The organism is Rhizobium sp. LARHSG275 (assembly GCF_052871115.1).
Genome location: NZ_JBIXJN010000008.1, coordinates 62,660 through 79,664 on the forward strand (window position 1 = coordinate 62,660; position 17,005 = coordinate 79,664).

17 protein-coding genes are annotated in these 17,005 nt (G+C 61.2%); 10 read left to right on the top strand and 7 right to left on the bottom strand.

Annotated features, from left to right (window positions below; genetic code table 11):
- The first annotated feature begins 100 nt into the window (after positions 1-100).
- The 7 genes from ACIPSK_RS12410 to ACIPSK_RS12440 all read left to right on the top strand — a co-directional run bounded on the left by ACIPSK_RS12410 (position 101) and on the right by ACIPSK_RS12440 (position 4,589).
- Entirely contained in the window at positions 101-808 is a 708-nt protein-coding gene (locus tag ACIPSK_RS12410) for a DUF1045 domain-containing protein (protein WP_017965447.1), read from the top strand.
- Between the two features lie 127 nt (positions 809-935).
- Positions 936-1,859, top strand: a complete 924-nt coding sequence (gene puuE / locus ACIPSK_RS12415) for an allantoinase PuuE (RefSeq protein WP_170257229.1) — start codon at positions 936-938, stop codon at positions 1,857-1,859.
- Positions 1,859-2,359 carry a 2-oxo-4-hydroxy-4-carboxy-5-ureidoimidazoline decarboxylase gene (gene uraD / locus ACIPSK_RS12420; RefSeq protein WP_017965445.1) on the top strand — a complete coding sequence of 167 codons (501 nt, stop codon included), beginning with the start codon at positions 1,859-1,861 and terminating at the stop codon, positions 2,357-2,359. The genes puuE and uraD overlap by 1 nt, the downstream gene beginning before the upstream one ends.
- Complete coding sequence (locus ACIPSK_RS12425; RefSeq protein WP_017965444.1) at positions 2,356-2,718, top strand: HepT-like ribonuclease domain-containing protein; 363 nt, start codon at positions 2,356-2,358, stop codon at positions 2,716-2,718. Before uraD ends, ACIPSK_RS12425 begins: the two co-directional genes overlap by 4 nt.
- A 4-nt stretch (positions 2,719-2,722) precedes the next feature.
- Positions 2,723-3,223, top strand: coding sequence for an ureidoglycolate lyase (locus tag ACIPSK_RS12430; protein WP_032985313.1), 501 nt, complete (start codon positions 2,723-2,725; stop codon positions 3,221-3,223).
- Positions 3,220-3,576 (top strand): hydroxyisourate hydrolase, encoded by a 357-nt coding sequence (uraH, locus tag ACIPSK_RS12435; RefSeq protein ID WP_003541961.1) that lies wholly within the window; start codon positions 3,220-3,222, stop codon positions 3,574-3,576. Before ACIPSK_RS12430 ends, uraH begins: the two co-directional genes overlap by 4 nt.
- A gap of 272 nt (positions 3,577-3,848) precedes the next feature.
- Positions 3,849-4,589: a metallophosphoesterase family protein gene (locus tag ACIPSK_RS12440; protein ID WP_162116450.1), complete on the top strand. Its 741-nt coding sequence runs from the start codon at positions 3,849-3,851 to the stop codon at positions 4,587-4,589.
- Positions 4,590-4,724: 135 nt separating this feature from the next.
- Here ACIPSK_RS12440 and ACIPSK_RS12445 read toward each other — a convergent pair whose 3' ends face one another.
- The 4 genes from ACIPSK_RS12445 to ACIPSK_RS12460 all read right to left on the bottom strand — a co-directional run bounded on the left by ACIPSK_RS12445 (position 4,725) and on the right by ACIPSK_RS12460 (position 9,038).
- Positions 4,725-6,476: a flotillin family protein gene (locus ACIPSK_RS12445; protein WP_162116451.1), complete on the bottom strand. Its 1,752-nt coding sequence runs from the start codon at positions 6,474-6,476 to the stop codon at positions 4,725-4,727.
- The gene (locus tag ACIPSK_RS12450) at positions 6,473-7,120 is read right to left on the bottom strand and encodes an OB-fold-containig protein (RefSeq protein WP_446532935.1); all 648 of its coding nucleotides are present in this window, start codon (positions 7,118-7,120) and stop codon (positions 6,473-6,475) included. Before ACIPSK_RS12450 ends, ACIPSK_RS12445 begins: the two co-directional genes overlap by 4 nt.
- Positions 7,121-7,125: 5 nt before the next feature.
- Complete coding sequence (locus ACIPSK_RS12455; protein ID WP_162116453.1) at positions 7,126-8,262, bottom strand: PspA/IM30 family protein; 1,137 nt, start codon at positions 8,260-8,262, stop codon at positions 7,126-7,128.
- A gap of 164 nt (positions 8,263-8,426) precedes the next feature.
- Positions 8,427-9,038, bottom strand: coding sequence for a CDP-alcohol phosphatidyltransferase family protein (locus ACIPSK_RS12460; protein ID WP_162116454.1), 612 nt, complete (start codon positions 9,036-9,038; stop codon positions 8,427-8,429).
- 201 nt (positions 9,039-9,239) lie between these two features.
- Here ACIPSK_RS12460 and ACIPSK_RS12465 point away from each other — a divergent pair, with 201 nt between their 5' ends.
- The 3 genes from ACIPSK_RS12465 to ACIPSK_RS12475 are packed head-to-tail and all read left to right on the top strand — an operon-like array spanning position 9,240 to position 12,799.
- Positions 9,240-11,024 (top strand): alpha/beta fold hydrolase, encoded by a 1,785-nt coding sequence (locus ACIPSK_RS12465; protein ID WP_162116455.1) that lies wholly within the window; start codon positions 9,240-9,242, stop codon positions 11,022-11,024.
- Between the two features lie 9 nt (positions 11,025-11,033).
- Positions 11,034-12,362 carry a phosphatase PAP2/dual specificity phosphatase family protein gene (locus ACIPSK_RS12470; protein WP_162116456.1) on the top strand — a complete coding sequence of 443 codons (1,329 nt, stop codon included), beginning with the start codon at positions 11,034-11,036 and terminating at the stop codon, positions 12,360-12,362.
- Positions 12,359-12,799: a hypothetical protein gene (locus ACIPSK_RS12475; protein WP_162116457.1), complete on the top strand. Its 441-nt coding sequence runs from the start codon at positions 12,359-12,361 to the stop codon at positions 12,797-12,799. The genes ACIPSK_RS12470 and ACIPSK_RS12475 overlap by 4 nt, the downstream gene beginning before the upstream one ends.
- 44 nt (positions 12,800-12,843) lie before the next feature.
- On the opposite strand, the gene ACIPSK_RS12480 is transcribed toward ACIPSK_RS12475, so the two are convergent.
- The 3 genes from ACIPSK_RS12480 to puuD all read right to left on the bottom strand — a co-directional run bounded on the left by ACIPSK_RS12480 (position 12,844) and on the right by puuD (position 16,654).
- Positions 12,844-13,986 carry an alpha-hydroxy acid oxidase gene (locus ACIPSK_RS12480; RefSeq protein WP_162116458.1) on the bottom strand — a complete coding sequence of 381 codons (1,143 nt, stop codon included), beginning with the start codon at positions 13,984-13,986 and terminating at the stop codon, positions 12,844-12,846.
- 122 nt (positions 13,987-14,108) lie between these two features.
- On the bottom strand, positions 14,109-15,419 hold the full coding sequence (gene guaD, locus ACIPSK_RS12485) for a guanine deaminase (protein ID WP_162116459.1): 1,311 nt from the start codon (positions 15,417-15,419) through the stop codon (positions 14,109-14,111).
- On the bottom strand, positions 15,416-16,654 hold the full coding sequence (puuD, locus tag ACIPSK_RS12490) for a urate hydroxylase PuuD (RefSeq protein WP_162116460.1): 1,239 nt from the start codon (positions 16,652-16,654) through the stop codon (positions 15,416-15,418). The genes guaD and puuD overlap by 4 nt, the downstream gene beginning before the upstream one ends.
- Between the last annotated feature and the right edge of the window lie 351 nt (positions 16,655-17,005).

Sequence of the window (17,005 nt, forward strand, 5' to 3'; positions counted from 1 at the left end):
CTGCTTCGTTTCGTTATTCTGTCATGCAAATCACCTATCTGCTTGCGCATCGACAGCGCCGGATCTGAACGGCGCTTACTTCCTTGATGGAGGAAATTGCATGCGCTATGCCATTTGCTTCACGCCTCCGGCGAGCGACCTGTTGTCGCTCGTGGCCGCCAATTGGCTTGGCCGAAACGTGTTTTCGGGCGATATGATGGAGCCTCCGGCAGTTCGTGGCCTCGGTATTCACGAGATCGCCTTCCATACCGCCGTGCCCCGGCGCTACGGTTTTCATGGCGTCTTGAAAGCGCCATTTCAGCTGTCCAACGACATGTCCGAATCGCAACTCCTGCGCGATCTGATGCGTTTTTCCGGGACCTTCGTTCCCTTTCAGATTCCGCGTATCGAAGTCGCCCGGCTCGGCAATTTCTACAGCTTGCTGCCGAGCACGCCTTGCGAGCAGATCCAGTATCTCGCCTCGGCGATCGTGCAGGAATTCGATCGTTTCCGCGCACCGCTCAGCGAGGCCGAGATCGAACGCAGTGATCCGGACGGGCTATCGGCGGCACAGTTTGCCAACCTTCATCGCTGGGGCAATCCCTATGTGATGGAAGAGTTCCGCTTTCATATGCCGGTGACAGGCCCCGTCAACGCGATCGACATGCCGCGCATCGAGCCGGCGCTGCGGACGATCTTCGAGCCTGTCCTGAGTGAGCCGGTCACGGTTTCGAACGTGGCGCTGATGATCGAGGAGGGCACGGGCGGCCCTTTCCGCGTTCATTCGCTGCATCCGATGGGTAAGGTCAGCGCGCGCAGGATCGCCTGACGAACCAATGCCTCAAAGGTTAGCGCCGGGGCGCCGGCGTTCGGACAGAACTCCGTTGCGCAGTTTCCGGCTCGACATTCCTGCTACGGATGCTACCGTTTCCTCTGTCTTTTCAGAGGGTGATTTAATGGTATCCGAGACTTATCCGCGCAATCTTGTCGGCTATGGGCGCCTGACGCCCGATCCGAAATGGCCGGACGAGGCGCGTGTCGCCGTGCAGTTCGTCATCAACTACGAGGAAGGCGGCGAAAGCTCGATCCTCGACGGCGATGCGGCCTCCGAAAACCTGCTATCGGAGATCGTCGGCGCGGCTGCCTGGCCGGGACAGCGCAACCTCAACATGGAATCGATCTACGAATATGGTTCGCGTGCTGGCTTCTGGCGGCTTTGGCGGATGTTCACAGATCTCAACGTGCAAGCGACCGTCTACGGCGTGACGCTGGCGATGGCCCGCAACCCCGAGGCCGTCGCCGCGATGAAGGAGGCCGGTTGGGAGATCGCCAGCCACGGCTACCGTTGGCTGGAATACAAGGATTTTCCCGAGGATCTGGAGCGCAAGCATATCCTCGAAGCGGTGCGCCTGCATACCGAACTTACCGGCGAGCGGCCCTATGGCATGTATCAGGGCAAGCCTTCCGACAATACGCTTCGGCTGGTGCAGGAGGAGGGCGGTTTCCTCTATTCCTCCGATTCCTATGCCGACGACCTGCCTTACTGGGTGAAGGGCGTCGACGGGAAACCCTTCCTGATCATCCCCTATACGCTCGAAACCAACGACATGCGTTTTGCCACGCCGCAGGGCTTCAATGCCGGCGATCAGTTCTTCACCTATCTAAAGGACGCCTTCGACACGCTTTACGAGGAAGGCAAGGCGGGCAGCCCGAAGATGATGTCGGTCGGCCTGCATTGCCGCCTCGTCGGGCGCCCGGGCCGGGCGGCGGCGTTGAAGCGCTTCATCGAATATGTACTGAAGCACGACAAAGTCTGGATTCCGCGCCGCATCGAGATCGCCGAGCACTGGCACAAGCACCATCAGCCGGAAGCGCTGTGATGATGTCGCGCGAGGATTTCGTCTCCCGCTTCGGCGGCGTCTTTGAACATTCCCCTTTCATCGCCGAGCGCGCCTATGACGCCGGCCACGTGACGGAACCGCTGGCGGCAGCCGGTGTGCATGCGGCCCTTGCCGCCATCTTCCGGGCGGCAAGCCCGCAGGAGCGTCTCGGGGTGCTCTGCGCCCATCCCGATCTTGCCGGGCGCCTTGCCATCTCTGGCGATCTCACGGAAGACAGCCGGAAGGAGCAGTCCGGCGCCGGTCTCGACCGCCTGAACCCGGCCGAACATGCCCGCTTCACCGAACTCAATTCGGCCTATGTCGAAAAATTCGGCTTTCCCTTCATCATCGCCGTCAAGGGGCTTACAAAGGACGACATCCTGTCGGCGTTCGAAGCGCGGATCGGCAATGGCCGAGACGAAGAATTGGCGACCGCGGCCGCGCAAGTCGAGCGGATCGCGCTGCTGCGCCTGACATCGATGCTGCCGGAGGCTGAATGAAAGAGCGGCGAGCGATCGACTATCTCAATGAGATGTATGAGGCGGCATCCGAAGCGCTGACCTTCGTCGGCGGAATGGATGAGGCTGCGTTTACCGGGGACAAGCTCACCTTCAAGGCGGTTGTCTTCTGCCACTTCACCATCGGTGCGGCGGCGTCCCGCCTGCTGGTGACACATCCGGAATTTGCGACCGAGCATCCCGACTTGCGGTGGACGAAAATCTGCGGCACGGGCAACCGTATCCTCGACGATCTCTTCGATCTCGATCCCTCCGAGATCTGGGAGGCGACGTATCGCACACTGCCGGAGCTTCTCTCCGCGATCGATGCCATCCGTCACTGGCATGCGCAAGGCGAGTGAAGTCATGCCCGATTTTCTCGACATCCGCCCGCTCACCCGATCCACCTTTGCTCCCTTCGGCGAGGTGATCGAGGCCGATCCGGCCGCAATGCGGCTCATCAATGGCGGCACAACGGAGCGTTTCCATGCGCTCGCCGCCACTGAGGCGACGGGCGAGGATGCGCGCGTCGTCATCAACCTCTTTCGCGGCCAGCCGCGTAGCTTCCCCTATGAAGTCACCATGATGGAGCGCCATCCTTTCGGCAGCCAGAGTTTCTCGCCGGTCTCGGGCCGTCCTTTTCTCGTCGTCGTCTCCGAGGATGAGAACGGCCGCCCGGGCAGGCCGCAGGTGTTTCTTGCGCGCGGCGACCAGGGGGTGAACTATCGCCGCAACGTCTGGCATCATCCGCTGATGGCGCTTGGCCAAGCCTCAGATTTCCTGGTCGTCGACCGCGACGGACCGGGCAACAATCTGGAAGAATTCTTTTTCGAAACCCCCTATATCATCGAAGAGCCAGCCCCATGACCGGACTGACCACGCATGTTCTCGACACCGCTCTCGGCAAGCCGGCCGAAGGCTTGAGGATCGATCTTTTCCAGCTCGACGGCGAGATTCGCAGGCATCTGAAGACGGTGGAGACCAATGCCGACGGCCGGGTTGATGGCGGCCCTATCCTTATTGGTGAAAATTTTCGAGCCGGTACCTACGAACTGGTCTTCCATGCCGGCGATTATCTGAGGGCCAGCGGCACGCCGCTGCCACATCCCGCCTTCCTCGATCTCGTGCCGATCCGCTTCGGCATTGCCGACGTCACGGCGCACTACCATGTGCCGTTGCTGATATCGCCCTATGGTTATTCTACTTACCGAGGGAGCTAGAGCCTTTCCTGGTCAGATTGCAGCATTCTGCCGGAGCAGGTTTTCGTCGGGGCAGAGGCGATTGGCGAAGGGCATACTTCGTGGTACGTCCGAGCCGATCGCCTCTGCCCTGGCGGAAAGATGCCCGGCCCTTCGGGTTGGCTGAAACGGGCCGGCTAATCGACCGGCCGGCTTGGCCGTAGAGCTTGGCTACGACGCGCGCCGGCCGGTCGACCATCCGACTCCGTTTGAGCCAACAGAATGCTTCAATCTGACCAGGAAAGGCTCTAGAAATGCGGTTTGCAGCAATTGCCGATATCCACGGAAATCATCTGGCGCTCGAGGCAGTGCTTGCTGATATTCGCGCGCAAGGCGTCGAGGAGATCGTCAATCTCGGCGATTTCTTCAGCGGCCCGCTCGAGGCCGGCAGGACGGCAGACTTGCTGATGCCGCTCGGCCTGACGTCGGTCCGCGGCAATCACGACCGCTACCTGATCGAACAGGATCCGGCGGCTATGCATGCTTCGGATGCCGCCGCCCATCGGCAATTGACGCCACCTCATCTCGACTGGCTGCGCGGCCTGCCATTCGATATCGTCTATCGCGGCGAGGTCTATCTCTGCCACGCGACGCCGAAGGACGACAATGTCTACTGGATGGAATCGGTTTCGCCGGAGGGCTTCGTCTTCCTGAAGCCGATCGAAGCGATCGAGGCGCTGGCCGAAGGCATCGACCTGCCGCTGATCCTCTGCGGCCATAGCCACATTCCCCGCGCCGTGCGGCTTTCCGATGGCCGCCTCATCGTCAATCCCGGCAGCGTCGGATGCCCGGCCTATGACGACGAGCTGCCCTATTACCACAAGGTGGAGGCTGGCCATCCGCTGCCGAGCTACGCCATTCTGGAAAAGACGGCGGGCGGATGGACGTGGCAGTTCCGAACCGTCGTCTACGACCATATGGCGATGTCGGCACTGGCCGCCGAAAGGGGCCGTGCCGACTGGGCGAGCGCGCTGGCAATGGGTTGGGTGAGATAGAGCATGATGCCGAAAATTGTGAGCAGTTTTCAGGCGACATCATGCTCTAACTATTTAATTTAGAACAGAATTCAGATTTTAGGCCGAACCGGCCTAAAATCATCCTGTTCTAGTCCAGACCCGCTTGCGCGGCGATCAGTCCTTCTTTGGTGCCGGCTTCGGCGCCGGAGGGATGATCGTTTGTGTCGGGGCTGCGGCCGGTATTGCCGGCTTTGCCGGGGCGGGCGTTGCCGGTCTTGCCGGTTTTGCGCCATCGAGATTTCCCAGAAGGGATGAGATGGCATCGTCGCCCTCGAAGCCGGCTTCCTTCATCAATTTGTCGAGAATCGGTTTGTTCGCCTGGTAGGAGAGGAGCTGGCCGGCCAGTCCTTCGCCAAGCCCGATACCGTTTCCGCCGGTCGCTCCATTTCCGCGACCGAGCATGCCGCCGGTGTCGAATATCCTGATATCGGAGATTTTCTCGATCGGCTTGACCGCTTCGGCGAGCGCCTGCGGAATGATGCGGATCCGTTCGCGGGTGATCTCGAACTCGATGATAGCAGAGCTCAGCTTGTTGCGCGCGTCGTTGAGCAATGCCTCGCTCTCGGCCGCGGCCTTGCCGGTTTCGAGAATGCCCTTGGCCTTGATGATCGCCGCATCCGCCTCGGCGGTTGCGAGCGTCTTGATGGCTTCGGCCTGGTCGCTTGCCGCCTGTTTTTCGGCCTCGGCGCCGACGGTGACGGCAGTCGCTTCCGTCTCGGCTTTCTTGCGCGCATCGATCACGGCAATCTGCTTTTCGCGTTCGGCAATCTCGATCGCCTTGGCGGTGCCGACCTTTTCTTCTGCTGCTATCGCCAGCGCGCGGGCCGTTTCAGCCGCCGCCTTCGCCTCGGATTCTTCACGGCTCTTGTTGGCAACGGCGATCGCGCTCTCCTGTGCCACGATCTGGAGGTCACGCTTGGCTTCGGTTTCGCGTTGCTGGACGGCACGGGCGGCGTCGATGTTGGCGCTTTCGCGAGCCTGTTTGGCAGATGCCTCGCGTTCGGCGATCGCCTGTTCGGAAGCGATTCGGGCTTCCTCCTCGGCGCGTTTTGCGGCCTGCTCCTGCTGCGCGGTTTCGGCGCGTGTCGCCGCGGATTTGTTGGCGATGTCCCGTTCCTGGCTGAGTTCGGCTTCCCGCTTGGTCCGCTCGATGGTCAGCGATTGCTGACGGGCCTCGAGATCCTTCTGGGCGATGGCGACTTCGGTGTCGCGAACGATCTCGTTTCGCTCCTTCTTGCGTCCCTCGGTGATGCGGGTCAATGCCGCGAGGCCCTGCGCGTCGAAGAAGTTGTTGGCGTTGAAATGCTTGATGTCGGTCTGGTCGAGGCGTGTCAGCGACACGGATTCGAGTTCGAGGCCGTTCGACTGAAGATCGGCGCCGACAGCTTCTTGCACGGCCTTGACGAAATCCATGCGCTGCTCCTGCAGCGCGTCGAGATTCATCGTCGCGGCCACCGAGCGAAGGCCGTCGACGAATTTCGCCTCGATCAGGATGCGCAGAGCCTCGGCGTCGTTGGTGCGGTTGCCGAGTGTCTGAGCTGCAAGCGCAATTGAGGAGGCATCGGGTTTCACGCGTACATAGAACTCGGCGCCGATATCGACGCGCATGCGGTCCTTGGTGATCAATGCATCGCCTTCGCCGCGGCGAACCTCGAGCCGCAGTGTCTTCAGATTGACCCGAGCGGTCGAGTGGAAGATCGGCAGGACGACCGAACCGCCGTCGAGCACGACCTTCTGGCCGCCGAGACCGGTGCGCACATAGGCCTCGTCGCGGCTGGAGCGCGTGTAAAGCGAGGCGAGGACAAAACCGATGCCGAAGATCAGAACAATCCCAATGCCGGCTGGTAGAATAACGTCGTACATCATTGCTGCTCCCTGAAAGATTGATTGTCCGCATCGGCGGGGTCAACCGGCGCGGGAATGGCGATAAACACATTTGCCTTGTGATCGACGAGAAGTACCGAAGCGCCGATCGCGAGGGGACCTTCGCCCTTGGCGGCCCGGGCTCGAAGCACATGCCAGTTTCCATGTTGATCCTTGACGCGGACGCGGCCCGGCAGCCCCTGATCGAGCGGGCCGATCGAAACCTCGGCGGTCCGGCCGAGCAGGGCGTCGAGATCGACCGCATAGGTCTCGTCGTGCGGTACGACTCGCGCCACGGTTCTGCTCGATGCCCTGACCATGGGGATGGTTGCCAGCGCGGCAGGTATGACGGCTATCAAGCTTGGCAGTGGCGCCCAGAAGGCGTTGGCGACGGCCTGCAACGCAAAGCCCGTCATCGCGAACAAGCCGAGCGTCAGCATCATGAGAATCAGCAGGGGAACACCGCCGAGATTGAGCCAGGAAAGGTAAGCCAGGATGCCGTCATGGCCATGAACCTCCGGCTTTCCCAGAAATTCCGTCATCGAAAAGCCCATGACCATCGCGAGCATCTCGATCGCGGTCAGGCCGACAAGGATAGTTGCGGCGATGGCGAAGGGCGCACATTCCGGTGAGAAAAGGAGCTCCATCGGCGCTACCGGTTATCCGCTTTGAAGCGGGCGAGGCGGGCTTCGATTGCCTGTTCGCGGTGCAACCGGTCGAGTTCGTCCAGTTCGGAACTATGGGCATGCTCGCCAGCGGGAACCCCGGTCAGCCGCGAGACCGCTGCGGCAGCGCGGGCGGCGTCCGGACCCGGTGCCGGCTGGCTTTGGCCGGTAGCGTGCTCGGGATGCCTTGCGATGCTGCGCTTGAAATCGGCAAGGCGAGCATCCGCCTCGCGGCGCGTGGCGAGCACGGCCTGCAGGGCTTTCTGGCCTTCGTCCACCTGTTCCCTGGCATCGGCCAGCGCCTTGTCGAGCGCTGCGATTTGGGATTCGAGATCGATCTGGCGGGCAACGCCGGCCTTTGCCAAGTCATCCCGCTGAGACGAGACGGCTAGGCGGATCTTGGAGTCGAGCGCGTTCATGTCTTCGACGATTTCGTCCCGGCGGCTCTGGATGCGGTATTCCTCCGCGCGAGCCTTGCCGAGATCGGTGCGGGCGTCTTCCGCTGCGGCATCGATCTCGCGGATCGCCTGTTCGATGATGGCGATCTTGTTTACGCCTTCCGCCTTGTCGATCGCCGCATTCGCGATACCCGCGATCAGGCGACCCATGCGTGAGAGAATGCCTTCGTTCGTCATGTTTTCCTCCATCGGAGCGGAATTCGGCGTGACGCCGATGTGAATCTCGTAGCGATCCCGGCCCGCAACGAGGTAGGCCGGAAAAATACTCTCCCATCCCCGTGAATAACCCGCGACATCGTAGGGCACGGCAACGCGTCCGTGCACTGTGGCGATCGTCAGGTCCGAGGGCCCTTTGATGGCGAAGAGCTTGTCATCGAGCGGCAGATATGGCGGATCGGCGCTCACGCCGCGATTGGCGGCGAAATCGCGAAGGCCGAGTGTCACCAGCCGTGCTGGCAGGCTTGTCTGCTCGCGGACGGTTTCATAGGCAAGCTCATGCAGGACGACGAGATTGGCGCCCGCCCTGTCGTGGATGAGTTCACTGAGGATGTCGATCATCCTCCGATAGGCGGCAACCGTATCGTCCAGCGCCTGCCGGGCAGAATCATCAGGCGCCAGCGTGTAGCGCAGTAGCGATGGGTGGGGTGTCTTGCCTGTGTTCGCCATGAAGTAAAACATAAAGCACCGCTTTGGTGCTTTCAAGGGTGCAGCGCTAAAAATGCAACCTATGTTTAACATGCAGTTGAAGGAGGAAGGCAGGGTCGATCAACCGAGACATTTCATGAGCTCCGGCTGGCGGCAGTGAAGCGGCGGCAGATCGGCTCGGCTCGCTACCGGGTGGCTGTGTGGGCCTCGCGAATACCGGCGCTGATGCGATTGATGATCGTCCATATGAGAAGTAAAGCCACCACCGCCCAAAGCCACGATGTCCATGCTGCAAACGTCCCACCGACCGCGACAAAGGTGCCGAGCGCGCCGAAAAGCACCGCACGGTCGCTTTTGCCCAGCGGCCCGTCGTAACGCCGGCTTGCGCCGACCGTTTGACCCAGAACGCCGGTAAATTCCGTCAGCGCCGAGAGGAATATGACTGATATCGCCGGCATCAAGCCGCTCGGATCGATGAGCGCGAACGGCAAATACAGGGCGACATCCGACACGACATCACCGATCTCGTTCAGATACGCGCCTAAAATGCTCTTCTGCCCATGTTCGCGCGCAAGCATGCCGTCAATGGCGTTGAGGCCCATGCGCAGGAGAAACCATATAGGCACCAGCAGGAACCAATGCGGAAGCCGGGCGACGCTCAGAAAAAGGCCCAATGCAACCGAGACGGCGGCGGCAACTGAAGTCACCTGATTGGCGGTGACGCCTCGCGCCGCGAGGGAGCGCACGAGAGGGCGAAGAATATTCTGAAACCGGGACTTCAATTGATAAACAGACATGCGACCTCAGTGGAATATCGTGGCGTTTGATCAGTCTATCTCGGCTCGGGCAGTGAAGATCGTCGTAGCTGTGAGGAAGCCCGCACTTTATATCGGTTCACGCATAGGACTTACATTTGCAACTAGACTTTTGCAATGAAAGCAAATCACTGTGCTCGCCAATGGATGAAATCTATCCACCTATCAGAATTGGAGAAGACCGTGCTGCAAACTGCCGATAGCGAGCAACCGTCCTCGACGGCCAGACCAATGCGTGAATCCGAATTCGCTTCGCATGACGGTACTCGACTGTTTTACCGGATGTGGCCCGCGACCGGGGCTTCCCCGAAGGGCGCAGTCATTCTTCTCCATCGCGGCCACGAGCATGGCGGCCGCGTCGCCCATCTCGCCACCGAGCTCGGCCTCGATGATTTTGCCTTCTACGCCTGGGACGCACGCGGCCACGGGCGTTCGCCGGGAGAGCGCGGCTATTCGCCATCCTTTGCGGCCTCGGCGCATGATCTTGATTGCTTCGTTCGCCATGTCAGAGAGACAAGCGGTGTTTCAGTCGAAGACATCGCCGTCATTGCACAGAGCGTCGGCGCGGTTCTGGCCACCACCTGGGTGCACGACTATGCGCCGCCAATCCGTGCGCTCGTGCTGGCCTCCCCAGCCTTCAGCGTCAAACTCTACGTGCCTTTTGCCAAGGAAGGCATTGCGCTCTGGGAAAAGCTCAAGGGGACATTCTTCGTTAACTCCTATGTCAAGGCGAGGTTTCTGACGCATGATCCCGAGCGGATCGCCTCGTATGAATCCGACCCATTGATCTCCCGGCCGATTGCCTCCAACGTCCTGTTGCAGCTCTATGAGGCGGCGGCCCGCGTCGTCGGCGACGCCCGCGCCATTACGGTTCCAACCCAAATGCTGATCTCGGGGAGCGACTGGGTGGTGCGACAGGCACCGCAGCACCGGTTCTACGAAAACCTCGGCAGCCGAATCAAGGAACGGCATGTGCTTGCCGGCTTCTACCATGACACGCTTGGCGAAAAGGACCGCGCAATTGCGCTCGCCGAGATCCGCCGTTTTATCGATGCACGTTTCGCCGAGCCTCGGGCGCCTGTCGACCTTCGCACCGCCCATATCCAGGGCTATACCAAGGATGAGGCCGACCGGCTTGCGAGCCCTCTGGATGCCACATCTCCACGCGGCATCTACTGGGCGCTCAGCCGTCTCAACATCAGGCTCGGGGCGCTGGTGTCCGAAGGCATAAAGACCGGGGTCAAGACCGGTTTTGATTCCGGCTCGACGCTCGATTACGTCTACGAGAACAGGCCGCGCGGGCTCGGTCCCGGCGGGCGGTTGATCGACAAGGTGTTCCTCGAGGCGATCGGCTGGCGCGGCATCAGGCAGCGCAAGTTGCATTTGCAGGAACTAATCGACCGCGGGCTGCTGCACCTGAAAGCAGCCGGCCGCAGTACTCATATACTCGACATAGCGGCCGGGCACGGCCGCTATGTCCTTGATGCAATCGAGACCGCTGCCGCGCGTCCCGATAGTGCGCGGTTGCAGGACTATTCCCCCGTCAATGTCGATGCCGGCCGCAACAGCATCGCCGCGCGGGGACTGGGCGATTTCGTCAGTTTCCGCCAGCAGGATGCCTTTGACGGCGAAGGGCTGGCTGCAATCACGCCGGCTCCAGATCTCGCGATTGTCTCCGGCCTTTACGAGCTGTTTTCCGACAATGCGATGATCGCCGCTTCGCTCGGCGGGATGGCCCGCGCGATGCGGCCCGGTGGCCTGCTGGTCTACACCAACCAGCCATGGCATCCGCAACTGGAGATGATCGCCCGCGCCCTGACCTCTCATCGCGGCGGCGAGGCATGGGTGATGCGGCGGCGGACGCAAGAGGAAATGGACCAGTTGGTCGCGACAGCCGGTTTCCGCAAGATCGAACAGCGCATCGACCAGTGGGGCATTTTCACGGTCTCGCTGGCCGAGAGAGTTTGAGGGCAAAGGGTGGAGAAGGCACGTTCTACTTTTTCCCAGGGAACACCGGTCCCGAAGCGGGCGGCGCTCTGGCTCGCCTTCCTAGCGCCGTTCTTCTATCTCAGCTATGGCGGCGCCAATTGGCTGGCTTCGCAGCGCGCTGACGTGCCGAACGTCGCCTTCGCATGGGAAAGCGCCATTCCTTTCCTCGGGTGGACGATCATTCCCTATTGGTCGATCAATCTATTCTATGCACTCTGCCTGTTCATCAACACGACGCCGCGCGATGTGGATAGGCTGGCGAGGCGTTATCTGACGATCCAAATAATAGCCGTCGCCTGCTTTGTCGCGTTTCCGCTCGAAGCGACCTTCGTGCGGCCGGCAACGAGCGGCCTGCCTGGTTTCATGTTTGCCGTGCTCGGCGGCTTCGATAAGCCGTTCAACCAGGCGCCGTCGCTGCATATCGCGCTCCTGGTGGTGATCTGGGACCATCTGCGCGGCCGGTTGCCGCACAAGGTACGCTTCCTTTGGCACCTCTGGTGCTTCCTGATCGGTGCCTCCGTGCTGACCACGTGGCAGCATCACGTCATCGACATACCGACCGGCATGCTGCTCGGCTTTTTTGCCGCCTGGCTTTTTCCGCGCGATGCCGGTTCGCCTCTTGCGAATTTTGCGATGAGCGGCGATCCAAAGTCGCGCCGTCTCGGCATCTATTATCTATGTGGTGCCGTCGCATTTCTCGGCCTTGCGGCGCTCTTCACTCCTCTATCGGCGGCAGCCCTGTTGTTGCTCTGGCCGGCTGTTGCGCTGGCGATCGTCGCACTCGGATATTTCGGCGCCGGCCCGCAGATATTCCAGAAACGCGTCGATGGCCGGGCAACGCTTGCCGGCCGCTGGCTGCTGGCACCTTACCGGCTCGGCGCTCTCATCAATATTCGGCTCTGGACCCGGAGAATGCCGGCTTCTGTGGCGATCGCCGACGGCGTCCATCTCGGTCGTTTTCCGCGTCGCCACGAGGCCAACCGTTTTGCCACGGTGATCGACATGACCGGCGAACTTCAGCGCCCGAGCGGGACGCTCGCGCGCTGGTGCAGCTTTCCGACCCTTGATCTTACAGCCATCGACAAGATCCAGGCGCTCGCCGCGGCAAACCTCATCGAGATTGCGCGCCAGCAGGGACCGGTTCTCGTCTGCTGTGCGTTGGGCTTCCAGCGGAGCGCCTGCGTCATCGTGGGTTGGCTGCTCATCAGCCGACGTTGCGAAGATCCAGCCGAAGCAGTGCGGCTGATCGAACGGGCGGGGCGGCGTATTCATCTGCCCGCAGAAAGTATCCACGCCGTGACGGAGGGCTTGCAATGACGCAGTGGAATGCCGCGGCCTTGGCGGCAGCGCGAAATCTCGGCCGCAATTCGATCTTCTGCGGGCTGATAGCGCTGCTGCCACTGGTTGCCGGCCCGATCGCCGTGGGATATCGAGGCTTCGCTCCATCGCTCGGCTGGCTTTCGATCCTCGTTTTCTGCGTGATTGTCCTTGCGCTGGCGGTCCATCTTCTCTTCGATGCGCTGCTGTTTCGTTTCGCGTCGAGCCACGAGACCGAGGCCGCCGGTCTTGCCGCCGTCGACGACCTGCTGTCCAGGATGCAGCTTCGCAAGCCTGAGAAGACGCCGACTGGCCTGGAGAAGCGGATTGCCGGATCGCGCCGTATCGTCTGGCGGCAGCGTTTTGCACTCGCCGCCTGTCTCGTGATTTTCGCGATCCTTCTGCTCGATGCAAGCGACAGCCTGCCGCTATGCTGAATCGCATGCGGTCGTGACTCTTCTAGGCTGGCTTCTCAAGCAGGTCACTGCCGCCCGTCGATGATCGACGAATTCACGTCATTGATGTCGCGCTTGCCGCAGAGTGCCATGGTGATGTCCATCTCCTTGCGGATGATGCCGAGCGCCAACGATACGCCTTCCTTGCCCATGGCGCCGAGACCATAAAGGAAGGGGCGGCCAATGTAGGTGCCCTTGGCGCCGAGCGCCACGGCCTTCAGCACGTCCTGGCCGGAGCGGATGCCGCCGTCGAGATGGACCTCGATACGGTCGCCGACGGCGTCGACGATCTTCGGCAGTGTGCTGATCGAGGAGGGGGCGCCGTCAAGCTGACGCCCGCCATGATTGGAGACGACGATCGCATCGGCGCCGGTGTCGGCGGCCGCCTTCGCATCCTCCGGATCGAGTATGCCCTTGATGATCAGCGGGCCGCCCCATTGTTCCTTGATCCAGGCGACATCGGCCCAGGACAGCCGCGGGTCGAACTGCTCGTGTGTCCATGCGGAGAGCGAGGCGATATTGGTGACATTTTTTGCATGGCCGACGATATTGCCGAAGCTGCGGCGCTTGGTCTGCAGCATGTCCAGGCACCAGAAAGGCCGGGTCGCCATCTGCCAGACATGTTTCGGGGTGAATTTCGGCGGTGCCGACAGGCCGTTGCGCAGGTCTTTATGCCGCTGGCCGAGGATCTGCAGATCGGCGGTCAGCACCAGCGCCGAGCATCCGGCCGCCTTGGCGCGATTGATGAGGTTGAGGACGAAATCCTTGTCCCTCATCACATAGAGCTGGAACCAGAAAGGGCGCGTCGTCGCTGACGCCACGTCCTCGATCGAGCAGATGCTCATCGTCGAAAGCGTGAAGGGAACGCCGAACTCCTCGGCGGCACGTGCCGCCAGCATCTCGCCGTCGGCATGCTGCATGCCGGTCAGGCCGGTTGGCGCCAGGGCCACCGGCATCGACACTTTCTGGCCGATCATCGTCGTTGCCAGCGTGCGGTCGGTCATGTCGACCATCACCCGCTGGCGCAGCTTGATGTGGCTGAAATCGCTCTCGTTGGCTGCATAGGTCGATTCCGTCCAGGCGCCCGAATCCGCATAGTCGAAAAACATCTTCGGCACACGGCGCTGTGCGAGCTTTTTCAGGTCGGCGATGGTGAGCGGATTGGCCATGAATTGAACCTTCACATCTGAATGCAGCCATGGGCCATAACATGAATTTCGCCGGAGGGTTACGGGAAATTGGGGCCGCGCCGGCTGCATTTCGCGGTTCGAATCCGAGAGTAACAGGCGTGTCAGCAAAGCTGCGCCTTTAACGCAACACCGGCCACATAGGTCTCGGCGATCGCCCGATCGTCGCCCATCGTCTGCAGCAGGAAGAGTTCCTCGGGCAGCGTCTTCACCACTTCCATCTTCAGCGCCATGGCGGGTGTCGCCGTTGCATCGAGAACGACGAGATCGGCCTCTGTGCCGGGTTCCAGCGTACCGATCCGGTCCGCCAGCGACAGCGCCTCGGCATTGCCGCGGGTCATCAGATAATAGCTTTCCAGCGGGTTCAGCCGTTCGCCGAGCAACTGCTGGATCTTGTAGGCCTCATCCATCGTCCGCAGCATCGAATAGCTGGAACCGCCGCCGATATCGGTCGCCACGCCGATACGGACCGGCTTTTCCCGCCGCGCCAGCGCCTTCAGCGGAAACAGGCCTGAGCCGAGGAAGAGGTTCGAGGTTGGGCAGTGAACGGCGACGGCGCCTGTCTCGCTCATCACATCGGCTTCGCGCTCGGACAGGTGGATGGCGTGGCCGAAGAGGCTTTTCGGCCCGAGCAGGCCGTAGCGGGCGTAGATGTCGGTATAGTCGAGCGCGTCGGGATAGAGTTCGCAGGTGAATTTGATCTCGTCGTGATTTTCCGAAAGATGCGTCTGGATGTGCAGTTCGGGAAATTCGCGGGCGAGGGCTGATGTTGCTTCCATCTGCGCTGGTGTCGAGGTGATGGCAAAGCGCGGGGTGATGGCGACGTGGTTGCGGCCCTTGCCGTGCCAGTCCGATATCACCTGTCGGGTCTCGTCATAGCCCATCTCGGGCGTGTCGAGCAGGCCCTGCGGGGCATTGCGGTCCATCATTACCTTGCCGCCGACCATGCGCATATTGCGCTTCAGCGCCTCGGCGAAAAAGGCGTCGGCCGAGGTCTTGTGCACGGAGCAATAAGCGACCGCCGTCGTCGTCCCATGGCGGATCAACTCGTCGTAGAAATGCGTGGCGATCCTTTCGGCATGCGCGCTTTCAACGAATCGGCATTCCTCGGGAAAGGTGTAGGTGTTCAGCCATTCGAGCAGGTTGGCCGCATAGGAGGCAATCACCTGCATTTGCGGAAAATGCAGGTGCATGTCGATGAAGCCGGGCATGATCAGATGCGGGCGATGGTCGATCTCGGCTGCGTCCCCGGCTGCTTTTGCCTTGACGTCGGCATAGGCGCCGATTGCCGCGATCAGCCCATTCTCGATCAGCAGGCCGCCATCCTCCTCGAAGAGATAGCTTTGGCTGTCGGTAAGGCTTAGCGGCGCGCGATGGAAGGAAAGCAGGCGGCCGCGCAGGAGTGTCGTCGTCATTGTGTCTTGCCTTCGACTGCGCTCTCGAACCAGGCGACGAGCAGCTTGCGTTCATCCGGCGTGATGTCGGTGATGTTGCCGGGCGGCATGGCATGGCTGCGGCCCGCCTGTATATAGATCTCGCGGGCATGGGCGGCGATTTGCGCGTCGTTTTCGAGCATCACGCCCTTCGGCGGCCGCACAATGCCCTCATAGACCGGCTCGGCTGCATGGCACATGGAACAGCGCGTCGAGACCAGTTGCTTGACGGCGGGGAAGTGCGGATCGCCGGCGAATTGCTGGAAGGCAGGCGCGACCGCTGCGGCATCCGTTTCGCCGGTTAGCAGCTTCGGCACAGTCGAAAGCCACATGATCAGGATGAAAAGGATCACGGTGACGATCCAGGTCCAGGTCGGCCGGCCCTTCCTCGCATGCGTCGTGTTGAACCAGTGGCGGATGGTGACGCCCATCAGGAAGACCAGGGCCGCGATCACCCAATTGAACTGAGTACCGAAGGAGAGCGGATAATGGTTCGACAGCATGAAGAAGATGACGGGCAGCGTCAGGTAGTTATTGTGTAGCGAACGCTGCTTGGCGACCTGCCCGTATTTGGGATCGGGAACCCGTCCGGCGATGAGGTCGGCGACGACGATCTTCTGGTTCGGAATGATGATCATGAAGACGTTGGCCGACATGATCGTCGCGGTGAAGGCGCCGAGATGCAGGAAGGCGGCACGGCCGGTGAAAAGCTGCGTATAGCCCCAGGCCATGAAGACGAGCACGACGTAGAGCACCGCCATCAGTCCCCAGGTGTTCCGCCCGAGCGGCGACTTGCAGAGCCGATCGTAGACGATCCAGCCGAGCGCCAGCGACGCCAGCGAGATCAGGATCGCGACGGGCGGGCTGATATCGAGCACGTGCCGGTCGATCAGTAAGAGGTCGGCGCCTCCGTAATAGACGATGCACAGCATCAAAAAACCGGAAATCCAGGTGAAATAACTCTCGTATTTAAACCAGGTCAGGTGCTCCGGCATCTGGACGGGCGCCACCAGATATTTCTGGATATGATAGAAGCCGCCGCCATGGACCTGCCATTCCTCGCCATAGGCTCCGGCTGGCAGATGTGGGCGCTTCACCAGTCCGAGATCGAGCGCGATGAAATAGAAGGACGATCCGATCCAGGCGATCGCGGTAATGACATGGAACCAACGCGCCGCGAAGGCGAGCCATTCCCATGCTATGGCATATTCATACATCGAGTTCCCCTATCTTCCTCCGACTCGTGACATTGCGGAAATTTTGGCGGGGAGGGAAGAGGAGATTGAAGAACTGCACACGCGCAACGACCGGCGCGGCCAAGGAGCAATGGCAGAATCGCCGCGCCCGTCGAGATCTTCGGCCGTTTTGCCGAAGTTACCGATCGCGGTCGGATCACCGATCTTCTGTCGCGTGCCTAAAAGCTGCCGAGAAGGCTGTGCATTATCTCTTACTTATACTGAATCTGCTAATTCAGCAGATCTTGAACTGCGACGACTCGATTACAGTTATTTTTGCAGGCCGCCGGAATAAAATAAGAACCGTTAGATCATCGGCGGCGCATTCATCGA

What these genes read in the sequence shown, in the direction of transcription:
- ACIPSK_RS12410 (WP_017965447.1), top strand. Translation starts at nt 101, where the DNA reads ATGCGCTATGCCATTTGCTTCACGCCTCCGGCGAGCGACCTGTTGTCG.
- puuE (WP_170257229.1), top strand. Translation starts at nt 936, where the DNA reads ATGGTATCCGAGACTTATCCGCGCAATCTTGTCGGCTATGGGCGCCTG.
- uraD (WP_017965445.1), top strand. Translation starts at nt 1,859, where the DNA reads ATGATGTCGCGCGAGGATTTCGTCTCCCGCTTCGGCGGCGTCTTTGAA.
- ACIPSK_RS12425 (WP_017965444.1), top strand. Translation starts at nt 2,356, where the DNA reads ATGAAAGAGCGGCGAGCGATCGACTATCTCAATGAGATGTATGAGGCG.
- ACIPSK_RS12430 (WP_032985313.1), top strand. Translation starts at nt 2,723, where the DNA reads ATGCCCGATTTTCTCGACATCCGCCCGCTCACCCGATCCACCTTTGCT.
- uraH (WP_003541961.1), top strand. Translation starts at nt 3,220, where the DNA reads ATGACCGGACTGACCACGCATGTTCTCGACACCGCTCTCGGCAAGCCG.
- ACIPSK_RS12440 (WP_162116450.1), top strand. Translation starts at nt 3,849, where the DNA reads ATGCGGTTTGCAGCAATTGCCGATATCCACGGAAATCATCTGGCGCTC.
- ACIPSK_RS12445 (WP_162116451.1), bottom strand. Translation starts at nt 6,476, where the DNA reads ATGATGTACGACGTTATTCTACCAGCCGGCATTGGGATTGTTCTGATC.
- ACIPSK_RS12450 (WP_446532935.1), bottom strand. Translation starts at nt 7,120, where the DNA reads ATGGAGCTCCTTTTCTCACCGGAATGTGCGCCCTTCGCCATCGCCGCA.
- ACIPSK_RS12455 (WP_162116453.1), bottom strand. Translation starts at nt 8,262, where the DNA reads ATGGCGAACACAGGCAAGACACCCCACCCATCGCTACTGCGCTACACG.
- ACIPSK_RS12460 (WP_162116454.1), bottom strand. Translation starts at nt 9,038, where the DNA reads ATGTCTGTTTATCAATTGAAGTCCCGGTTTCAGAATATTCTTCGCCCT.
- ACIPSK_RS12475 (WP_162116457.1), top strand. Translation starts at nt 12,359, where the DNA reads ATGACGCAGTGGAATGCCGCGGCCTTGGCGGCAGCGCGAAATCTCGGC.
- ACIPSK_RS12480 (WP_162116458.1), bottom strand. Translation starts at nt 13,986, where the DNA reads ATGGCCAATCCGCTCACCATCGCCGACCTGAAAAAGCTCGCACAGCGC.
- guaD (WP_162116459.1), bottom strand. Translation starts at nt 15,419, where the DNA reads ATGACGACGACACTCCTGCGCGGCCGCCTGCTTTCCTTCCATCGCGCG.
- puuD (WP_162116460.1), bottom strand. Translation starts at nt 16,654, where the DNA reads ATGTATGAATATGCCATAGCATGGGAATGGCTCGCCTTCGCGGCGCGT.